We start from the raw sequence: 14941 nt of genomic DNA, 5'->3' as shown, positions 1-14941 counted from the left end.
GTCGATGGCCCCGTCCGCCGGTGCGCTGCGGCGCGCCACGATCGTCCTGCTCTTCGCGGCCCTGATCTGGGGATCGATGATTCCCGTCCTGGCGACGCTCGCCCAGCACTACGACATTTGGTTGCTTTCCGGCGCCCGCTATCTGCTCGGGCTGCCCGTCCTGTGGTTGGCGGTGTTGCTGAGCACGCCGCCGGCTGCGGCGCCCGGCAAGCTGAACTGGAGCCGACTGCTGAAGCTCGGCGCAGCAATGACGGGTTTTTCCGTGTTCTATACGTTCGGCGTCGCGAACACGCATCCGGCGACGGCGGCCATCGTGCTCATGTGTGCGCCGATCTGGGCGACGCTGCTGTCCCGGCTGATGCTGGGCGCCACCACACCTCAGGGCTTCTTCACGACGCTCGTTCTGGTGGTGGTGGGTGGCATCGTCGTGGTCGCCGGGACGCCCGGCCGACAGCCCGGCGGCTACGGGCTGGAAGGCGGCGAGGCGCTGCTGGTGATCGCCCAGCTCTGCTGGAGCTGGTACTCGATTCGCGCCCAGCAATGGCTCTCCGATCGTGGGCAGGTCGCGCTCTCGGCGCTCACGTCGACCGTGGCAAGCGTGCTGCTGGGGATCGTGTGCCTCGTCGTCTGGGGAGCAGGCGGCATCACCTGGCCCGTGCGTCCACCGACGATCGGGGAACTGGGAATGATCGCCTGGGTCGGCGTATTCGGCGTGGCGATTGCCATCCTGCTCTGGAACACAGGTGTCTCGCTGGTCGGCGTGCCGGTCGCGTCGCTGTTCTCCAATTCCGCGCCGGTCTTTGCCATTGGTCTGGCAGCCCTGTTCGGTCATGAGCCGACTTGGCTGCAGCTCGCGGGTGGCGTGGTCGTGCTGGGTGGCATCGGCCTGCATCAGCTTCGCCAGATGCGGGCGGCGCGCTCGCGGCGCCCGTCGCCATGACGTCGCGCGACCGCGGCCATCTCCTCGGCGCCTTCGCCGCCATGGTCTTCGTGGGCGCGAGCTGGGGCGCCAACGTGCCGATCAGCAAGGTCATGCTGGCCCATTTCGACCTGATCCCCCTGTCGGCTCTTCGTGCCGCCCTGGCCACGGTCGTACTGATACTGATGGTGGCAGCGGTCGAGGGGATTCGGTCGCTGAGGATCGATGTCGGCCTCCGCCGCTTCCTCCTGCTCGGCCTGATCATGGGTGGCTTCTTTGCGATGTATACGCTGGGCATCCAGTTCAGCAATCCGATCTCCGCCGCTGCCGTGCAGGTCGCGGGGCCTCTTGTTGCCGCCGTCACCGTGCGGCTGGCGACCGGCTTGCGTTTCGATCCCGGCTTCGGCGTGGCGCTGGTCCTTACCGTGCTGGGGGGCGCCATCCTCGCGGCGGGCAGCCTGTTCGGCCGCGGCCAGGTCACGCTGGGCGGCGGCGAGTTCATCGTGCTGCTCTCTAATGCGCTTTGGACCTACTACAGCCTCAAGGCGCAGGCTTGGTTCGATCGGGCAAGCCAGCTCCACCGCACCTACGTAGCGTCGCTCTCGGCCATGGGCTGGCTGATCCTGTTCGCGCTAGTGATGGTTGCGGCCGGTTGGGCGCGCCCGCCGATTGGCGAAGCCGACGGCTGGATCTGGACGCAGCTTGTCCTGCTGGCGGTGTTCGCCAGCGGCCTCGGCGGCTATTTCTGGAACGTCGGCGCCAGCCGCCTGGGCGTGGCGGTCGCGTCGCTTTGGGTCAACCTGGTGCCCTTTTTCGCCGTATTATGGTCAATGGCATATGGCTTCATGCCCAACGCGTACCAGATCGTGGGTGGCCTCGTGGCGTTGAGCGGCGTGGTCTACATGCAATGGCGCAAGCTACAGACGATGCAACGCTGAACAGGCCGATCCTCTTGACATGACCCAACCGGATCTCAAGACCCGTCACTGCCGCTGGCTCACCGTTCCCGGCGCCGCCGACGAGCGAGGCAAGATCAACTTCCTGGCCTTCGACGACAGGCTGGGCTTCATGCCGCGCCGCCTCTTCTGGCTGCACGACATCGCGCCCGACCAGTGGCGAGGCCGGCACGGTCATCGCGAGTCGCACCTCGTTACGCTGGTCATGAACGGCTCGTGCAAGGTCCACCTCGACGATGGCAAAGTGAAGGAGACGGTAACGCTCGACGATCCCGGACGGGCGCTGCACATCGGCCCGTTCGTCTGGCACGAGCTCACCGATTTCATGCCCGGCACGGTGATCCTGGTCATCGCTTCGACGCTCTACGACGAAGCCGAGTATCTGCGCGACTACGAGACGTTCCAGCGCGAAGCGGCAGCGAGGCTCGCATGATCCCCTTTCTCGACATGAAATCCGTTTACGCCGAACTCAAGCCCGAGCTCGATGCCGCTTATGCAAGGGTCATGGAATCGGGCTGGTTCGTTCTCGGCAAGGAAGTCGAGGCCTTCGAGGCGGAGTATGCGGCCTTCTGCGGCACCAAGCATTGCGTCGGCCTGGGCAACGGCCTTGAGGCGCTGGAGCTGGTGCTGCGCGCCTGGAATCTCGGTGCTGGCGACGAAGTGATCGTGCCGTCCAATACCTATATCGCGACCTGGCTGGCGGTGACGGCCGTTGGCGCCAAGGTTGTGCCGGTCGAGCCGACGCCGGGCGGACCCAACATCGATCCCGATCGCATCGAGGCCGCGCTGACCTCGCGCACGCGGGCGATCATGCCGGTGCATCTCTACGGCGAACCGGCCGACATGGATGCGATCATGGTGCTGGCCGCCAAGCACGGGCTGAAGGTGATCGAGGACGTGGCGCAGGCGCAGGGGGCGCGCGTTCGCGGCCGTCGCACCGGGGCGTTGGGCGACGCAGGGGCCCACAGCTTTTTCCCGAGCAAGAACATCGGCGCCTTCGGCGATGGCGGTGCGGTTACGACCGACAATGCAGCGCTCGCAGAACGCCTGCGGGTGCTGCGCAACTACGGCAGCCGCGTGAAGTATGTGAATCTTGAGCGCGGCTACAACTCGCGGCTCGACGAGCTGCAGGCGGCCTTCCTGCGCGCCAAGCTGCCGAAGCTCGATGCCTGGAACGAACGCCGGCGGGCGATTGCGGCACGCTACGACGACAAGCTGGCCGACATTCCGGGACTTGGCTTGCCGAGGGTGCCGCAATGGGCCGAACCCGTCTGGCACCTCTACGTCGTGCGCACCAACCGCCGCGCCGACCTCGTCAAGGCGCTGGAGAAGCAGGGCATCGGGTCGCTGATCCACTATCCCATCCCGCCGCATCTGCAGCAGGCCTATGCCGACCTGGGACAGGGCAAGGGCAGCTATCCGCTGGCGGAGGAGCTGGCCGAGACGGTGCTCAGCCTGCCCATGGGGCCGCACATGCCGATTGAGGCCGTCGATGCGGTCGCGAAGGTGGTGCGCGAGACACTGCGCACCTGACCTCGCTTTTCGGCATCCCCTCTACATCTCCGGACCAGGGTGGATACCCCGATAGTTGCGCTGGTAGTCCCAGTACGAACTGTAGCCGTTCCTCTGCGGCGAGGAATACGAATAGGTTGTCGTCTGGTAGTAGGCCGGCGAACGGTAATAGGCCGGCGCCGAGTACGCGTAGCCCGGCGCAGAGTAACCGTAGTTGTAGTTGTTGCGCGCGTAATAGGGATCGGACGCGCAGGCTGCAACGGAAGCGGTGAGCGCCACCGCCGCGACGATGCGAAGAACGGGTCTCATGGCGGTCTCCTTTGCTGTCAGGAGATCAACACGAGCACGCCCGGCCGGTTGCGACCGAAAGCGCAGGCTTCGCTATTCGGCGACATCAATGTGTGCGGCAGCGGACCAACCGCCTGCAATCGATTGCACGACGGGAGCGCCGCTTTCTAGCCGGTCAGTCCGAGCCTCTCGCCGCGATAGGCACCGCTCATGACCCGCTCCCACCAGCCGCGGTTCTCGAGGAACCAGCGTACGGTGCTGCGCAACCCGGCATCGAAATCATGGCGCGGCCGCCAGCCCAGCTCGGTCTTGATCTTGCTGGCATCGATGGCGTAGCGCGCATCGTGACCGGGCCGGTCGGTCACGAACTGGATCAGCTTTTCATGAGGGCGGGTCGTGCTGTTGGGCAGCATCTCGTCGAGCAGGCGGCAGATGCCGAGCACCACGTCGATGTTCCGCCGCTCGCTGTCGCCGCCGACATTGTAGGTCTCGCCCGGCCGACCCTTGCGCAGGACCAGGGTCAGCGCCTCGGCATGGTCCTCGACATGCAGCCAGTCGCGCACGTTCTCGCCCTTGCCGTAGACCGGCAGGCTCTCGCCGCGCAGCGCACGGATGATCACCAGCGGGATCAGTTTCTCCGGGAAGTGATAGGGGCCGTAATTGTTCGAGCAGTTGGTGGCGAGCGTCGGCAGGCCATACGTATGGTGCCATGCTCGTACCAGATGGTCCGACGCCGCCTTGCTGGCGGAGTAGGGCGAGTTGGGAGCGTAGGGCGTGGTCTCGGTGAACTTGCCCGTGGGGCCGAGCGATCCGAACACCTCGTCGGTCGAGATGTGCTGGAAGCGGAAGCGGGCGCGGGCCGCCTCGTCGAGCGTGCGCCAGTAGGCAAGGGTCGCATCCAGCAGCACGTAGGTGCCGCCGACGTTCGTCTCGATGAAGGGAGCCGCGCCGTCGATCGAGCGATCGACATGGCTTTCGGCGGCGAGGTGCAACACGGCGTCGGGCTGGAACTCGGCGAAGATCGCGGTGAGGGCCGGGCGGTCGCGAATGTCGGTCTTGTAGTGGCGATGGCGGTTGCTCGCCCCGGCCTCGGCCAGCGATTCGAGATTGCCCGCATAAGTGAGCTTGTCGACGTTGGCGACCGACCAGTCGGTGTCGCGGATGATGTGGCGGACGACGGCCGAACCAATGAAGCCGGCGCCGCCCGTGACGAGGATCCTCATGGGATCGTATTCCTAGCGGCCGATCTGGGCGGCGCCAAGGCGCCACCTCCTATTGTCAGTGATGGAGGATCTGGCCGAGGAAGAGCTTGGTGCGCTCGTTCCTGGGATTGGCGAAGAATTCCTCTGGCTCGTTCTGTTCCACGATTTCGCCACGATCCATGAAGATCACACGGTCGGCGACGGCGCGGGCGAAGCCCATCTCGTGGGTAACGCAGAGCATGGTCATGCCCTCGCGCGCCAGCTCGATCATCACGTCGAGCACTTCCTTCACCATCTCGGGATCGAGCGCCGAGGTCGGCTCGTCGAAAAGCATGATCTTGGGGCGCATGCAGAGCGCCCGGGCGATTGCAACGCGCTGCTGCTGGCCGCCCGAGAGCTGGCCGGGATACTTCAGCGCCTGTTCGGGAATGCGCACGCGCTTCAGCAGCCCCATGGCGATTTCCTCGGCGTCCTTCTTCGGCATCTTCTTCACCCAGATCGGCGCGAGGGTAAGATTGTCGAGGATCGTGAGGTGCGGGAAGAGGTTGAACGACTGAAACACCATGCCGACCTCGCGGCGGATCGCCTCGATGTTCTTTACGTCGTTGGAAAGCGTGACGCCGTGCACGACGATGTCGCCCTGCTGATGCTCCTCCAGACGGTTGATGCAGCGGATCAGGGTCGACTTGCCCGAGCCCGACGGTCCGCAGATGACGATCTTCTCGCCTTCCTTCACGTCGAGATTGATATCGGTCAGGACATGGAACTGCCCGAACCACTTGTTGACGCCCTTGAGCTGGATCACCGAGGACACCGACGACAGATCGCGCGCGGCTGTTGCGGCCATGAAATGCTCCCTGACGGCGCCTAGCGGCGCGTACCCTTGTTGAGTTCGACTTCGAGGTACTTGCTGTATCGCGACATCGAGTAACAGAAGATGAAGTAGACGAAGGCCGCGAACAGGTAGACCTCGCCGGGGAAGCCGGCCCAGTTGGGATCGACCAGCGCCTGGTTCGCCGTGTTGAGGAAGTCGAAGATGCCGATGATCAGCACCAGCGACGTGTCCTTGAAGAAGCCGATGAAGGTGTTGATAAGCGGCGGGATCACCACGCGCAGCGCCTGCGGCAGGATGATCAGCAATGTCTTCTGCGGATAGTTGAGGCCCATCGCGTCGGCGGCCTCGAACTGGCCTTTGGGCAGCGACTGCAGGCCGCCGCGGATGACCTCGGCGATATAGGCGCCGGCGAACAGGATGACGGCGACCTGGGCGCGCAGGAACTTGTCGATGGTCGTGCCCGAGGGCAGGAACAGCGGCAGCATCACCGAGGCCATGATCAGGAGGCTGATCAGGGGCACGCCGCGGATCAGCTCGATGAAACCCACGCACAGGCCCTTGACCAGCGGCAGGTTGGACCGCCGGCCCAGCGCCAGCAGGACGCCGTAGGGGAAGGCAAAGAGCAGGCCGTAGGTCGCCAGGATCAAAGTGACAGGCAGGCCACCCCACAGGCTGGTCTCGACATAGCTCAAGGGCGCGATGGCGAGGCTCCACGCCGGCAGGATGCCAAGGAAGCGCAGAGCCAGCCCGATGGCGCCGATGGCGGCGGCGGCCCAGTAGGCGTTCATCTCGGCCGCGCCCGCAACGCCTTTGCGCATGGCGAGGCCGATCCCGCCGACCACCAAGGCGACAACGAGGAAGAGGCTCAGCGGAATGTGGAGCTGGCCGAACATCAGCAGGAAGGTGATGAAGGAGCCCACGCCCCAGATTACCAGCAGGCGCCAGTTCCACATGCGGCGGTCGGCGCTCAGCACCAGCATCGCGAGCATGGCGATGACGGCAAACAGCGGCCGCCAGTGCTGTTCGTACGGGAACGAGCCGAAGAAGATGTAGCGGAACTTCTCGCGGATCAGGGCCCAGCAGGCGCCCCCGCCGCGGCATTCGCTGCCGGTCGTCGCCGTGAAGTTGGCGGTGAAGAGCGCCCACTCCAGGAACCCGGAGAGGATCCAGACCATGGCGACGATCAGGACGATCGTCGTGAGGCCGTTGCCCCAGCTCGAAAACAGGTTCTTGCGCATCCAGCCCAGGATGCCGGAGTCGTCCGAGGGAGGGGCGAGTTGCTGGCGTTCGCCAACTGGCATGTCGGTCATGCTCAGCGCTCCGTCAGGGCGATGCGTTTGTTGTACCAGTTCATGAACGCCGAGATCGACAGGCTGACCGAGAGATAGGCCGCCATGATGATCAGGACGTTCTCGATCGCCTGGCCGGTCTGGTTGATCGTGACGTTCACGGAGGCGACCAGGTCGGGATAGCCGATGGCGATGGCCAGCGAGCTGTTCTTGGTGATGTTGAGATACTGGCTGGTCATCGGCGGCACGATGACGCGCAGCGCCTGCGGCAGCAGCACCAGACGCATGGACTGGCCGCGCGACAGGCCGAGGGCCGCGGCGGCTTCGCTTTGGCCCTTGTGCAGGGCGAGGATGCCCGAGCGCACGATCTCGGCGACGAAGGCCGAGGTGTAGAGCACCAGGCCGACCAGCAGGGCGGTGAACTCCGGCTGGATGACGGTGCCGCCCACGAAGTTGAAGCCCTTGAGCTCCGGCCAGCTCATGTGGCTGGGCGCACCGCCGGCCAGCCAAACCAGGAAGGGAAGGCCGATGATGGCGCCGAGCGTCACCGACATGATCGGGAAGGGCTGGCCTGTTGCGGCCTGGCGCTTCTTGGCCCAGCGATTGATGAAGAACGCAGCCGCGATGCCGACCAGGAACGCCAAGCCCATCCACTTATGGATCGGGTCGGCCATCGGTACAGGGAAGTAGACGCCGCGATTGCTGAGGAACACCGAGTTCCACAGCATGGAGATCGCCTGGCGCGGTCCGGGGAAAGCCTCGCTGATCAGCTTGTAGAACAGGAACAGCCAGAGCAGCAGCGGCACGTTGCGGAAGGCCTCGACGTACCAGGAGCAGATGCGGCTCAACAACCAGTTGGGGGATAGCCTTCCGACACCGATCAGGGTGCCGAGGAGGGTCGACAGGATGATCCCGAGGACGGCGACACGCAGCGTATTGAGGATGCCGACCCAGATCGCACGGGCGTAGGTGCTGGCCGGCGAATACTCGATCATCGTATCGCCGATCTCGAAGCCAGCCTCGCGTTCGAGATAGTGGAAACCGCTCGCGATCTTCTGGCGCGCGAGGTTTTCCATGGTGTTGCTGACGAGATACCAGGCCAGAAGCCCGACGAGACCGACAACGACGATCTGGAACACCCAGCCACGGATGACCGGATCGTTCCACGGCGCTACTCTGGTTCGTCGCGGCGCAGAGCCGAGTGTCTCGACTGCCATACGCTATTCCCCCTGACTACCGCGGTTGGCCCGCGTCGTTCGGCATGCTCGCCTCGATTTGACCGCAGTGTAGGTAGGAATTACCCACTTGCAACGGGACAAATCGAGGCCGTTCGGTCTGATATCCAGGCCTTTTTTAACGGATGGGCGGGGCGTATTGCAGGCCACCCTGGGTCCACAGCGCGTTCTGGCCGCGGGCGATCTTGAGCGGCGAGCCCATGCCGACGTTGCGGTCGAAGCTTTCGCCGTAGTTTCCGACCTGCTTGACGATGTTGTAGACCCACTTCTCGTCGACGCCGAGCGCCTTGCCCATGCCCGGCGTGACGCCGAGGATGCGCTTGATGCTGGGGTTCTCGGACTTCAGCATTTCGTCGACGTTCTTGGACGTGATGCCGTATTCCTCGGCCTCGATCATGGCGTAGAGGGCCCAGCGCACGATGTCGGCGAATTGATTGTCGCCGTGGCGCACGACGGGACCCAGCGGCTCCTTGGAGATGATCTCCGGCAGGATCATGTAGTCGTCGATCGTCTGTGGCGCGGGCACGTTCGCGGCCCGGGTCGCGGCGAGGCTCGAGGCATCGGTCGTATAGACGTCGCACCGGCCTGAGAAGAACGCGGCCCGGATCTCGTCGACCTTCTCGATGACGACCGGCTTGAAGGTCATCTTGTTGGTGCGGAAGTAGTCGGCGAGGTTGAGCTCGGTGGTGGTTCCGGGCGCGACGCAGATCGTGGCGCCGTTCAGTTCCTTGGCGCTCTTCACACCGAGCTTCTTCGGCACGAGAAAGCCTTGACCGTCATAGTAGTAGACGCCGGTGAAATCGAAGCCGAGCGCAGTATCGCGCGTCAGCGTGTAGGTCGCGTTACCCATGGTCATGTCGACCTCGCCCGACTGCAGGGCCGTAAAGCGCTGCTGCGAGGTGAGCGGGATGTACCTGACTTTCTCGGCATCGCCGAAGATCGCAGCTGCGACGGCACGACAGACATCCACCGACAGGCCGCGCCACTTGCCCTGGCTGTCGGCGATCATATAGCCGGCGGTGCCGGTCCCCACGCCGCAGTTCACCATGCCGCGCGCTTTGACGGCGTCGAGATCCTTGCCCGCGTGGGCGGGACCAGTGGCACCGAGGACGATGGCAGCCAAGCCGACGGCAGCCGCAATGAGTCTAGCCTGCATTGAACGAAACCCCCTTTTATTTCTTTCCCTTGATGCCAGTCTCCGCTTCGGCACGCTTGCAAGCAATAGGCCAAATGAAAACCGCCACCCCTTCAGGCGGCGGATTGCTGTTGACCTGGGACGGACGGATCCGTCAGCGGACGGGTGGGGCGTACTGCAGGCCGCCCTGTGTCCACAGCGCATTCTGGCCTCGGGCCAGCTTGAGAGGTGAACCCGAGCCGAGATTGCGCTCGAAGATCTCGCCGTAGTTCCCGACCTGCTTGATGATGTTGTAGGCCCACTTTTCGTCGACACCGAGCGCCTTGCCCATGCCCGGTGTCACGCCGAGCAGGCGCTTGATCGCGGGATTGTCGCTCTTCAGCATTTCGTCGACGTTCCCGGATGTGATGCCGTACTCCTCGGCCTCGATCATGGCGTAGAGCGACCACCGCACAATGTCGGCGAATTGATTGTCGCCGTGGCGCACCATCGCGCCGGCGGGGTCTTTGGAGATGATCTCCGGCAGGATGGCGTAGTCCTCGGGATTGGCGGCGGTCGTCGCACGGGTCGCGGCAAGGCTCGCGACATCGGCGGTATAGACATCGCAGCGGCCGGCGAAGAAGGCGGCCCGTACTTCCTCGACCTTTTCGAGGATGACCGGCTTGAAAGTCATCCTGTTGGTGCGGAAGTAGTCGGCGAGATTGAGCTCCGTCGTGGTGCCCGCGGTGACACAGATCGATGCGCCGCTCAGCTCCCTGGCGCTCTTTACGCCGATCTTCTTCGGCACCATGAAACCCTGGCCGCCGTAGTAGTAGATGCCGGTGAAGTCGAGGCCGAGGGCGGTATCGCGGACGAGGGTCTGGGTGGCGTTGCCCAGAAGCATGTCGACCTCGCCCGCCTGCAGCACGGTGAACCGATGCTGGGCATTGGTCGGCACGTATTTCACTTTGCCGATATCGCCGAACAGGGCGACGGCGGCGGCGCGACAGACATCGACGGCAAGGCCCCGCCAGTTGCCCTGGCTGTCGAGGAATTCGAAGCCCGGGAGGCCGGTCCCGAGCCCGCAGGCAAGAGTGCCTCGTATCCTGACGTTATCCAGATCCTTGCCGGCCTGGGCCAGGCGTACGCTACCGAACGCGGCGACAACCAGCCCGATGGCGACCCACGCAGCCAATCTACGCATTGCTCACCCAACTCGCTCCCCTACGTCCCTCTCGATCTTCCATCGAATAATTGCAATAGGCCAAATGAAAACCGCCGCCCTTTCGGGCGGCGGTTCGTCGTGAGGATGTCGCGTGTGTCTTAGCGGATCGGCGGGGCGTACTGCAGGCCACCCTGGGTCCACAGCGCGTTCTGGCCGCGGGCGATCTTGAGCGGCGAGCCCATGCCGACGTTGCGGTCGAAGCTTTCGCCGTAGTTTCCGACCTGCTTGACGATGTTGTAGACCCACTTCTCGTCGACGCCGAGCGCCTTGCCCATGCCCGGCGTGACGCCGAGGATGCGCTTGATGCTGGGGTTCTCGGACTTCAGCATCTCGTCGACGTTCTTGGACGTGATGCCGTATTCCTCGGCCTCGATCATGGCGTAGAGGGCCCAGCGCACGATATCGGCGAATTGGTTGTCGCCGTGGCGCACGACGGGGCCCAGCGGCTCCTTGGAGATGATCTCCGGCAGGATGATGTAGTCATCCGGCGTCGGAGCGTTGGCAGCACGGGTCGCATAGAGGCCCGAGGCGTCCGTGGTGAACACGTCGCAGCGGCCGGCGAAGAAGGCCGCACGGACTTCTTCGATCTTCTCGATGACGACCGGCTTGAAGGTCATCTTGTTGGTGCGGAAGTAGTCGGCGAGATTCAATTCGGTGGTGGTGCCGGGCTGCACGCAAACCGTCGCACCGTTCAGTTCCTTGGCGCTCTTCACGCCGAGCTTCTTGTTCACCATGAAGCCCTGGCCGTCGTAGTAGTTGACGCCGGTGAAGTCGAAGCCGAGCGCGGTATCGCGGGTCAGCGTGTAGGTCGTGGTGCGGGCGAGCAGGTCGACCTCACCCGACTGCAGGGCCGTGAAGCGCTGCTGGGCGGTGGTCGGCACGTACTTCACCTTCTCGGAATCACCGAAGATCGCGGCCGACACGGCGCGGCAGACATCGACGTCGATACCTGTCCACTTGCCCTGGCTGTCGGCCGACGCAAAGCCTGCGACGCCGGTGCTGACGCCACAGATGAGCTGGCCGCGCGCCTTGACGGCATCGAGATCCTTACCGGCTTGCGCCGTTCCGGCGACACCGACCAGCCCGACGGCGATCGCGCCGGCGGCCATATACTTCTTCAGCATTGTTTCGTTCCCTCGTGGTTGCCTCTGGCGTCCGTCGGCCACCTTGCGTGGCCGTTCAGGCGCGATGCGCAATTCCTAGGCGAACCAATGCGCACGCGCAACGGCGGCGCACGTCCGACTGTGGCGGTTTAGAGGCGGTCCGCCGCGTTCGAGGCGAAGGGATTGGTCGACCAGGCGTCGTTGTCCGCCCGGCCGAAGAAGCCCCCCTTGCGGCCCTTGTCGGCAGCGCGCTTCACCTCGCCCTGCCATTGCCGGTAGGCGACCAGCGACTCGCCGGCCAGGGCGCCGTGGCCGCCATTTTCGGAGACATAGGGCTGGGGATTGACGAACTGGCCGTTCACGATGACCGAGAAGTGCAGGTGCGGGCCAGTCGACCGGCCGGTCGAACCGACATAGCCGATCAGGTCGCCCTTGCGGACGCGGGTGCCGGGGCCCATGCCGTCGGCGAAGCGCGACATGTGGGCGTAGAGCGTTTCGAAGCTCTCGGCGTGGCTGATCTTCACCGTGCGCCCGTAGTTGAAGTACCAGCCCTGGTGGTTGATGACGCCATCGGCCGCCGCATAGATCGGCTCGCCGACCTTGCCTTCGTAGTCGATGCCGTTATGGAAGCCGCTGCCGCTCTTGCGGCCATAGTAGTAGCGTGTACCGAAGGGCGACGACATGCGGGCGCCCGGCCGCGGATCGGTGAGCGCCGTGCCGCCCAGACGCTTGCCCTGATCGTCAAACCAGCCCTCGGGCTGATTGGGAGGGGCAAACCACCAGAAGGACTGACGGGTCTTGCCGTCGTTCAGACTTGCTACGAGCACGCGCGGCGCGCCGTCGACCGTGCGGCCCTGCACGATGTCGATCTTGGCCGATGCCGACGTGAAGCCGGCCAGGGCCTGCGTGAGTTCCCTGACCGATGCCGGGGCGGCGCCGGAAGGGGCAAGCACGCCCGCGAGGGTGGTCGGGCTGGCCTTGACCGTCTTGATCGAATCCGCGACCAGCGAGCGGGCGCCGGGACCCGCGGGGAGCGCGGCCGCAGCCGTGCTGGGGACGCTCGAAACACGCTCGTCGTCATCCCTGGTGGCATTGGGGGCGAGCTTGTAGCCGAAGCTGCCATCGGTGCCGCGCGCGAGTTCGACGGCGAGCGAGGTGTTGGAATAGAGCTGAAGCGACACAAGCCGCTTGGGCTGGCCGGCTCCCTGGGCCTCCAGCACGGCACGGCCAGACGAGGCAGCCTTCACCTCCGGCGTGCTCAGCGCCTTGTTGACGGCCGTGGCGGCCGCTTCGGCATCGGCCGGGTCGACCTGGAGGGTGAGAAGTTGTTGAGCGACCGAGCCCTCGGCCGCTACCGAGAAGGACCGGACGTCTTCGCTGGGGGCGGGAGCCACAGACCGCTGGGGCGCCGGCTTGAGCTGTTTCTTTTGCGGGGCCTTCACCTGGGCCATCGCCCCGGTGGCGTCTACTGCACTAGCAGCGGAAAGTGCGAGGGTTGCTACCAGAAAGCTGCGGACGGTTCGCCAGCGGTGGGCGCGTTTGTGACGCGTCATCGTAAACGCCATTGGCCTCTCCCGTTCTCCATTAGAACGCTACTCATTGACAACTGAGGCTGATAGCGATCACCGCCTTCCCCCGAAGCCGATGCCCCCGCGTGCCCCGCTTGGGGCAATACTGGCCACCGAAAACTTACAAGTCCAACAAAAAGTTGCAAAAATGCAACACCCGTGAAAGAGGGGTTAAATAATTGTTAATGAAGGATTTTTCCTCTCAAGGCGTCTTTCGACTTTTAAATGTCACAGGGGGTAAATCACTCACGGATGCTGCGTTTGCTGCACTGCGAAGAGATGGGTAGGATGCCAGCAGCCCGGCGGCTTCGGCCATTTCCTCGACGTCGTTGAACATCGGCACTCCGGTGCGTTCCATCGTGGCGAACCAGTCGGTCTTGCCCGGCAGGGTTCCCATCATGCTGTGCATCAAAGGTAGGCGGGCGTCCGCAGCCAGCTCCGCCAGCCGCTCGATGACCGGCTGGGCATCGACCATGAAGGGCACGACATGGATCATCAGGATCATGTCGTAGGCACGGGCGCCATGAGTCATCGCGGCTTCCAGGGTCAGTCCGAACCTATCCTCGCGAGCATCGGCCAGCAGGTCGACCGGATTGGCGACCGAAGCTTCGGCCGGCAGCTGCTGGCGCAGCACGTCGCCCATTTCCGGCGGCAGGGCCGCCAGGTCGAGCCCTTCGAGGGCGGCGCGGTCGGCGCAAAGCACACCGGGCCCACCCGAGTTTGAGAGGATCAGGGCTCGGCGGCCCAGGCCCTGCGGAAAGCAGCCGAACGCCTTGGCCGCGATCAGCAGCCGCCGCAGGCTGGTGACGCGGACGATGCCGCAGGAGGCACAGAAAGCTTCGATGGCGGCATCGTCGTTGGCGACCGCGCCGGTATGGGCGCCTGCCGCCCGGCCGCCGATCTCGGTGCGGCCGCCGAACAACGCCACGACGGGCTTCTTCGCCGCCACTTGTCGCGCGATGGCCCGGAAACGCTCGTGGTCGTCGATCGATTCGACATAGAGCAGCGCAGCTCCGATCTCCGGCCGGTCACCCAGCCAGCCGAGATAGTCCTCGACCCCCAGGTGCACCGCATTGCCGACCGAGACGACCGACATCAACGGCAGACCGCGTGCATTGGCCTTGTCGATGAACTCTTCGGCCAGGGCGCCGGACTGCGAGATAAAGGCGAGCCCATGCCTGGCGCCGGCGACATTGCCCGGCGGCAGGTCGCGCAGGAAGGTGGCGGCAAAGCGCCGTGCCGGATCGAGGTGAACGATGCCGGCGCAATTTGGCCCGGCGACCGTGAGACCGCGCCGGGCGGCCAGCGTGAGCAGCGCTTCATTGCGCGCCACACCGACCGGGCCCGCTTCCGCAAACCCGCCCGGAAGGATCAGCAGGTTACGGATGCCGCGATCGGCGGCCTCGCCGACGGCGTCGAGGATGGCCTCGGGCCGGATGACGATCACTGCGAGATCGACCGGCCGGTCGATTGCCGAGATAGAGGTCACCGATTCGTAACCGAATATCGTGCCGCCCCTGGGATTGACCGGCACGACCCTTCCGCCATAACCGGCTTGGCGGAGCATCTGCATGACGGCGCCGCCTGACGAGGTAGGGCGCTCGCCCGCGCCGACGACAGCGACGCTGCTGGGCGCGAAGAATGGCGAGAGGTCGCGTACGGGATCGGTCATGGCCGGTCGTTGCAGCACAGGCG

14 protein-coding genes are annotated in these 14941 nt (G+C 64.9%); 4 read left to right on the top strand and 10 right to left on the bottom strand.

Translation table 11 applies throughout. From position 1 onward, the window contains the following. Positions 1-4: 4 nt before the first annotated feature. From BN60_RS15605 to BN60_RS15590, 4 genes are read left to right on the top strand one after another with little or no spacing between them, the layout of a single operon-like run. Positions 5-940 (top strand): DMT family transporter, encoded by a 936-nt coding sequence (locus tag BN60_RS15605; RefSeq protein WP_020697028.1) that lies wholly within the window; start codon positions 5-7, stop codon positions 938-940. Next, a complete protein-coding gene (locus tag BN60_RS15600; RefSeq protein ID WP_020697027.1) occupies positions 937-1857 on the top strand; it encodes a DMT family transporter in 921 nt (306 codons plus the stop codon). The genes BN60_RS15605 and BN60_RS15600 overlap by 4 nt, the downstream gene beginning before the upstream one ends. Positions 1858-1876: 19 nt before the next feature. Then, entirely contained in the window at positions 1877-2308 is a 432-nt protein-coding gene (locus BN60_RS15595; RefSeq protein ID WP_020697026.1) for a sugar 3,4-ketoisomerase, read from the top strand. Next, positions 2305-3408 carry a DegT/DnrJ/EryC1/StrS family aminotransferase gene (locus BN60_RS15590; protein ID WP_020697025.1) on the top strand — a complete coding sequence of 368 codons (1104 nt, stop codon included), beginning with the start codon at positions 2305-2307 and terminating at the stop codon, positions 3406-3408. The genes BN60_RS15595 and BN60_RS15590 overlap by 4 nt, the downstream gene beginning before the upstream one ends. A gap of 21 nt (positions 3409-3429) precedes the next feature. On the opposite strand, the gene BN60_RS15585 is transcribed toward BN60_RS15590, so the two are convergent. From BN60_RS15585 to BN60_RS15540, 10 genes are all read right to left on the bottom strand, one after another. Then, positions 3430-3696, bottom strand: a complete 267-nt coding sequence (locus BN60_RS15585) for a hypothetical protein (protein ID WP_020697024.1) — start codon at positions 3694-3696, stop codon at positions 3430-3432. 146 nt (positions 3697-3842) lie between these two features. Beyond that, the gene (gene rfbB / locus BN60_RS15580; protein WP_020697023.1) at positions 3843-4898 is read right to left on the bottom strand and encodes a dTDP-glucose 4,6-dehydratase; all 1056 of its coding nucleotides are present in this window, start codon (positions 4896-4898) and stop codon (positions 3843-3845) included. A gap of 55 nt (positions 4899-4953) precedes the next feature. Continuing rightward, on the bottom strand, positions 4954-5724 hold the full coding sequence (locus BN60_RS15575; protein ID WP_020697022.1) for an amino acid ABC transporter ATP-binding protein: 771 nt from the start codon (positions 5722-5724) through the stop codon (positions 4954-4956). A 20-nt stretch (positions 5725-5744) separates the two neighbouring features. Beyond that, positions 5745-7022 (bottom strand): amino acid ABC transporter permease, encoded by a 1278-nt coding sequence (locus tag BN60_RS15570; protein ID WP_020697021.1) that lies wholly within the window; start codon positions 7020-7022, stop codon positions 5745-5747. A gap of 2 nt (positions 7023-7024) precedes the next feature. Next, on the bottom strand, positions 7025-8218 hold the full coding sequence (locus BN60_RS15565) for an amino acid ABC transporter permease (RefSeq protein ID WP_020697020.1): 1194 nt from the start codon (positions 8216-8218) through the stop codon (positions 7025-7027). Between the two features lie 136 nt (positions 8219-8354). Next, complete coding sequence (locus BN60_RS15560; protein ID WP_020697019.1) at positions 8355-9392, bottom strand: amino acid ABC transporter substrate-binding protein; 1038 nt, start codon at positions 9390-9392, stop codon at positions 8355-8357. A gap of 133 nt (positions 9393-9525) precedes the next feature. Then, positions 9526-10554 carry an amino acid ABC transporter substrate-binding protein gene (locus BN60_RS15555; RefSeq protein ID WP_043283976.1) on the bottom strand — a complete coding sequence of 343 codons (1029 nt, stop codon included), beginning with the start codon at positions 10552-10554 and terminating at the stop codon, positions 9526-9528. Between the two features lie 119 nt (positions 10555-10673). After that, on the bottom strand, positions 10674-11696 hold the full coding sequence (locus tag BN60_RS15550; RefSeq protein ID WP_425357825.1) for an amino acid ABC transporter substrate-binding protein: 1023 nt from the start codon (positions 11694-11696) through the stop codon (positions 10674-10676). A 131-nt stretch (positions 11697-11827) separates the two neighbouring features. Further along, on the bottom strand, positions 11828-13243 hold the full coding sequence (locus BN60_RS30420; RefSeq protein WP_083856131.1) for a M23 family metallopeptidase: 1416 nt from the start codon (positions 13241-13243) through the stop codon (positions 11828-11830). Between the two features lie 205 nt (positions 13244-13448). After that, the gene (locus tag BN60_RS15540; RefSeq protein WP_020697015.1) at positions 13449-14918 is read right to left on the bottom strand and encodes an acetate--CoA ligase family protein; all 1470 of its coding nucleotides are present in this window, start codon (positions 14916-14918) and stop codon (positions 13449-13451) included. Positions 14919-14941: the final 23 nt, after the last annotated feature.

The organism is Reyranella massiliensis 521 (genome assembly GCF_000312425.1).
GTDB classification, from domain to species: domain Bacteria; phylum Pseudomonadota; class Alphaproteobacteria; order Reyranellales; family Reyranellaceae; genus Reyranella; species Reyranella massiliensis.
This window is presented reverse-complemented; position numbering and strand designations above follow the sequence as displayed.

What these genes read in the sequence shown, in the direction of transcription:
- BN60_RS15605 (WP_020697028.1), top strand. Translation starts at nt 5, where the DNA reads ATGGCCCCGTCCGCCGGTGCGCTGCGGCGCGCCACGATCGTCCTGCTC.
- BN60_RS15600 (WP_020697027.1), top strand. Translation starts at nt 937, where the DNA reads ATGACGTCGCGCGACCGCGGCCATCTCCTCGGCGCCTTCGCCGCCATG.
- BN60_RS15595 (WP_020697026.1), top strand. Translation starts at nt 1,877, where the DNA reads ATGACCCAACCGGATCTCAAGACCCGTCACTGCCGCTGGCTCACCGTT.
- BN60_RS15590 (WP_020697025.1), top strand. Translation starts at nt 2,305, where the DNA reads ATGATCCCCTTTCTCGACATGAAATCCGTTTACGCCGAACTCAAGCCC.
- BN60_RS15585 (WP_020697024.1), bottom strand. Translation starts at nt 3,696, where the DNA reads ATGAGACCCGTTCTTCGCATCGTCGCGGCGGTGGCGCTCACCGCTTCC.
- rfbB (WP_020697023.1), bottom strand. Translation starts at nt 4,898, where the DNA reads ATGAGGATCCTCGTCACGGGCGGCGCCGGCTTCATTGGTTCGGCCGTC.
- BN60_RS15575 (WP_020697022.1), bottom strand. Translation starts at nt 5,724, where the DNA reads ATGGCCGCAACAGCCGCGCGCGATCTGTCGTCGGTGTCCTCGGTGATC.
- BN60_RS15570 (WP_020697021.1), bottom strand. Translation starts at nt 7,022, where the DNA reads ATGACCGACATGCCAGTTGGCGAACGCCAGCAACTCGCCCCTCCCTCG.
- BN60_RS15565 (WP_020697020.1), bottom strand. Translation starts at nt 8,218, where the DNA reads ATGGCAGTCGAGACACTCGGCTCTGCGCCGCGACGAACCAGAGTAGCG.
- BN60_RS15560 (WP_020697019.1), bottom strand. Translation starts at nt 9,392, where the DNA reads ATGCAGGCTAGACTCATTGCGGCTGCCGTCGGCTTGGCTGCCATCGTC.
- BN60_RS15555 (WP_043283976.1), bottom strand. Translation starts at nt 10,554, where the DNA reads ATGCGTAGATTGGCTGCGTGGGTCGCCATCGGGCTGGTTGTCGCCGCG.
- BN60_RS30420 (WP_083856131.1), bottom strand. Translation starts at nt 13,243, where the DNA reads ATGGCGTTTACGATGACGCGTCACAAACGCGCCCACCGCTGGCGAACC.
- BN60_RS15540 (WP_020697015.1), bottom strand. Translation starts at nt 14,918, where the DNA reads ATGACCGATCCCGTACGCGACCTCTCGCCATTCTTCGCGCCCAGCAGC.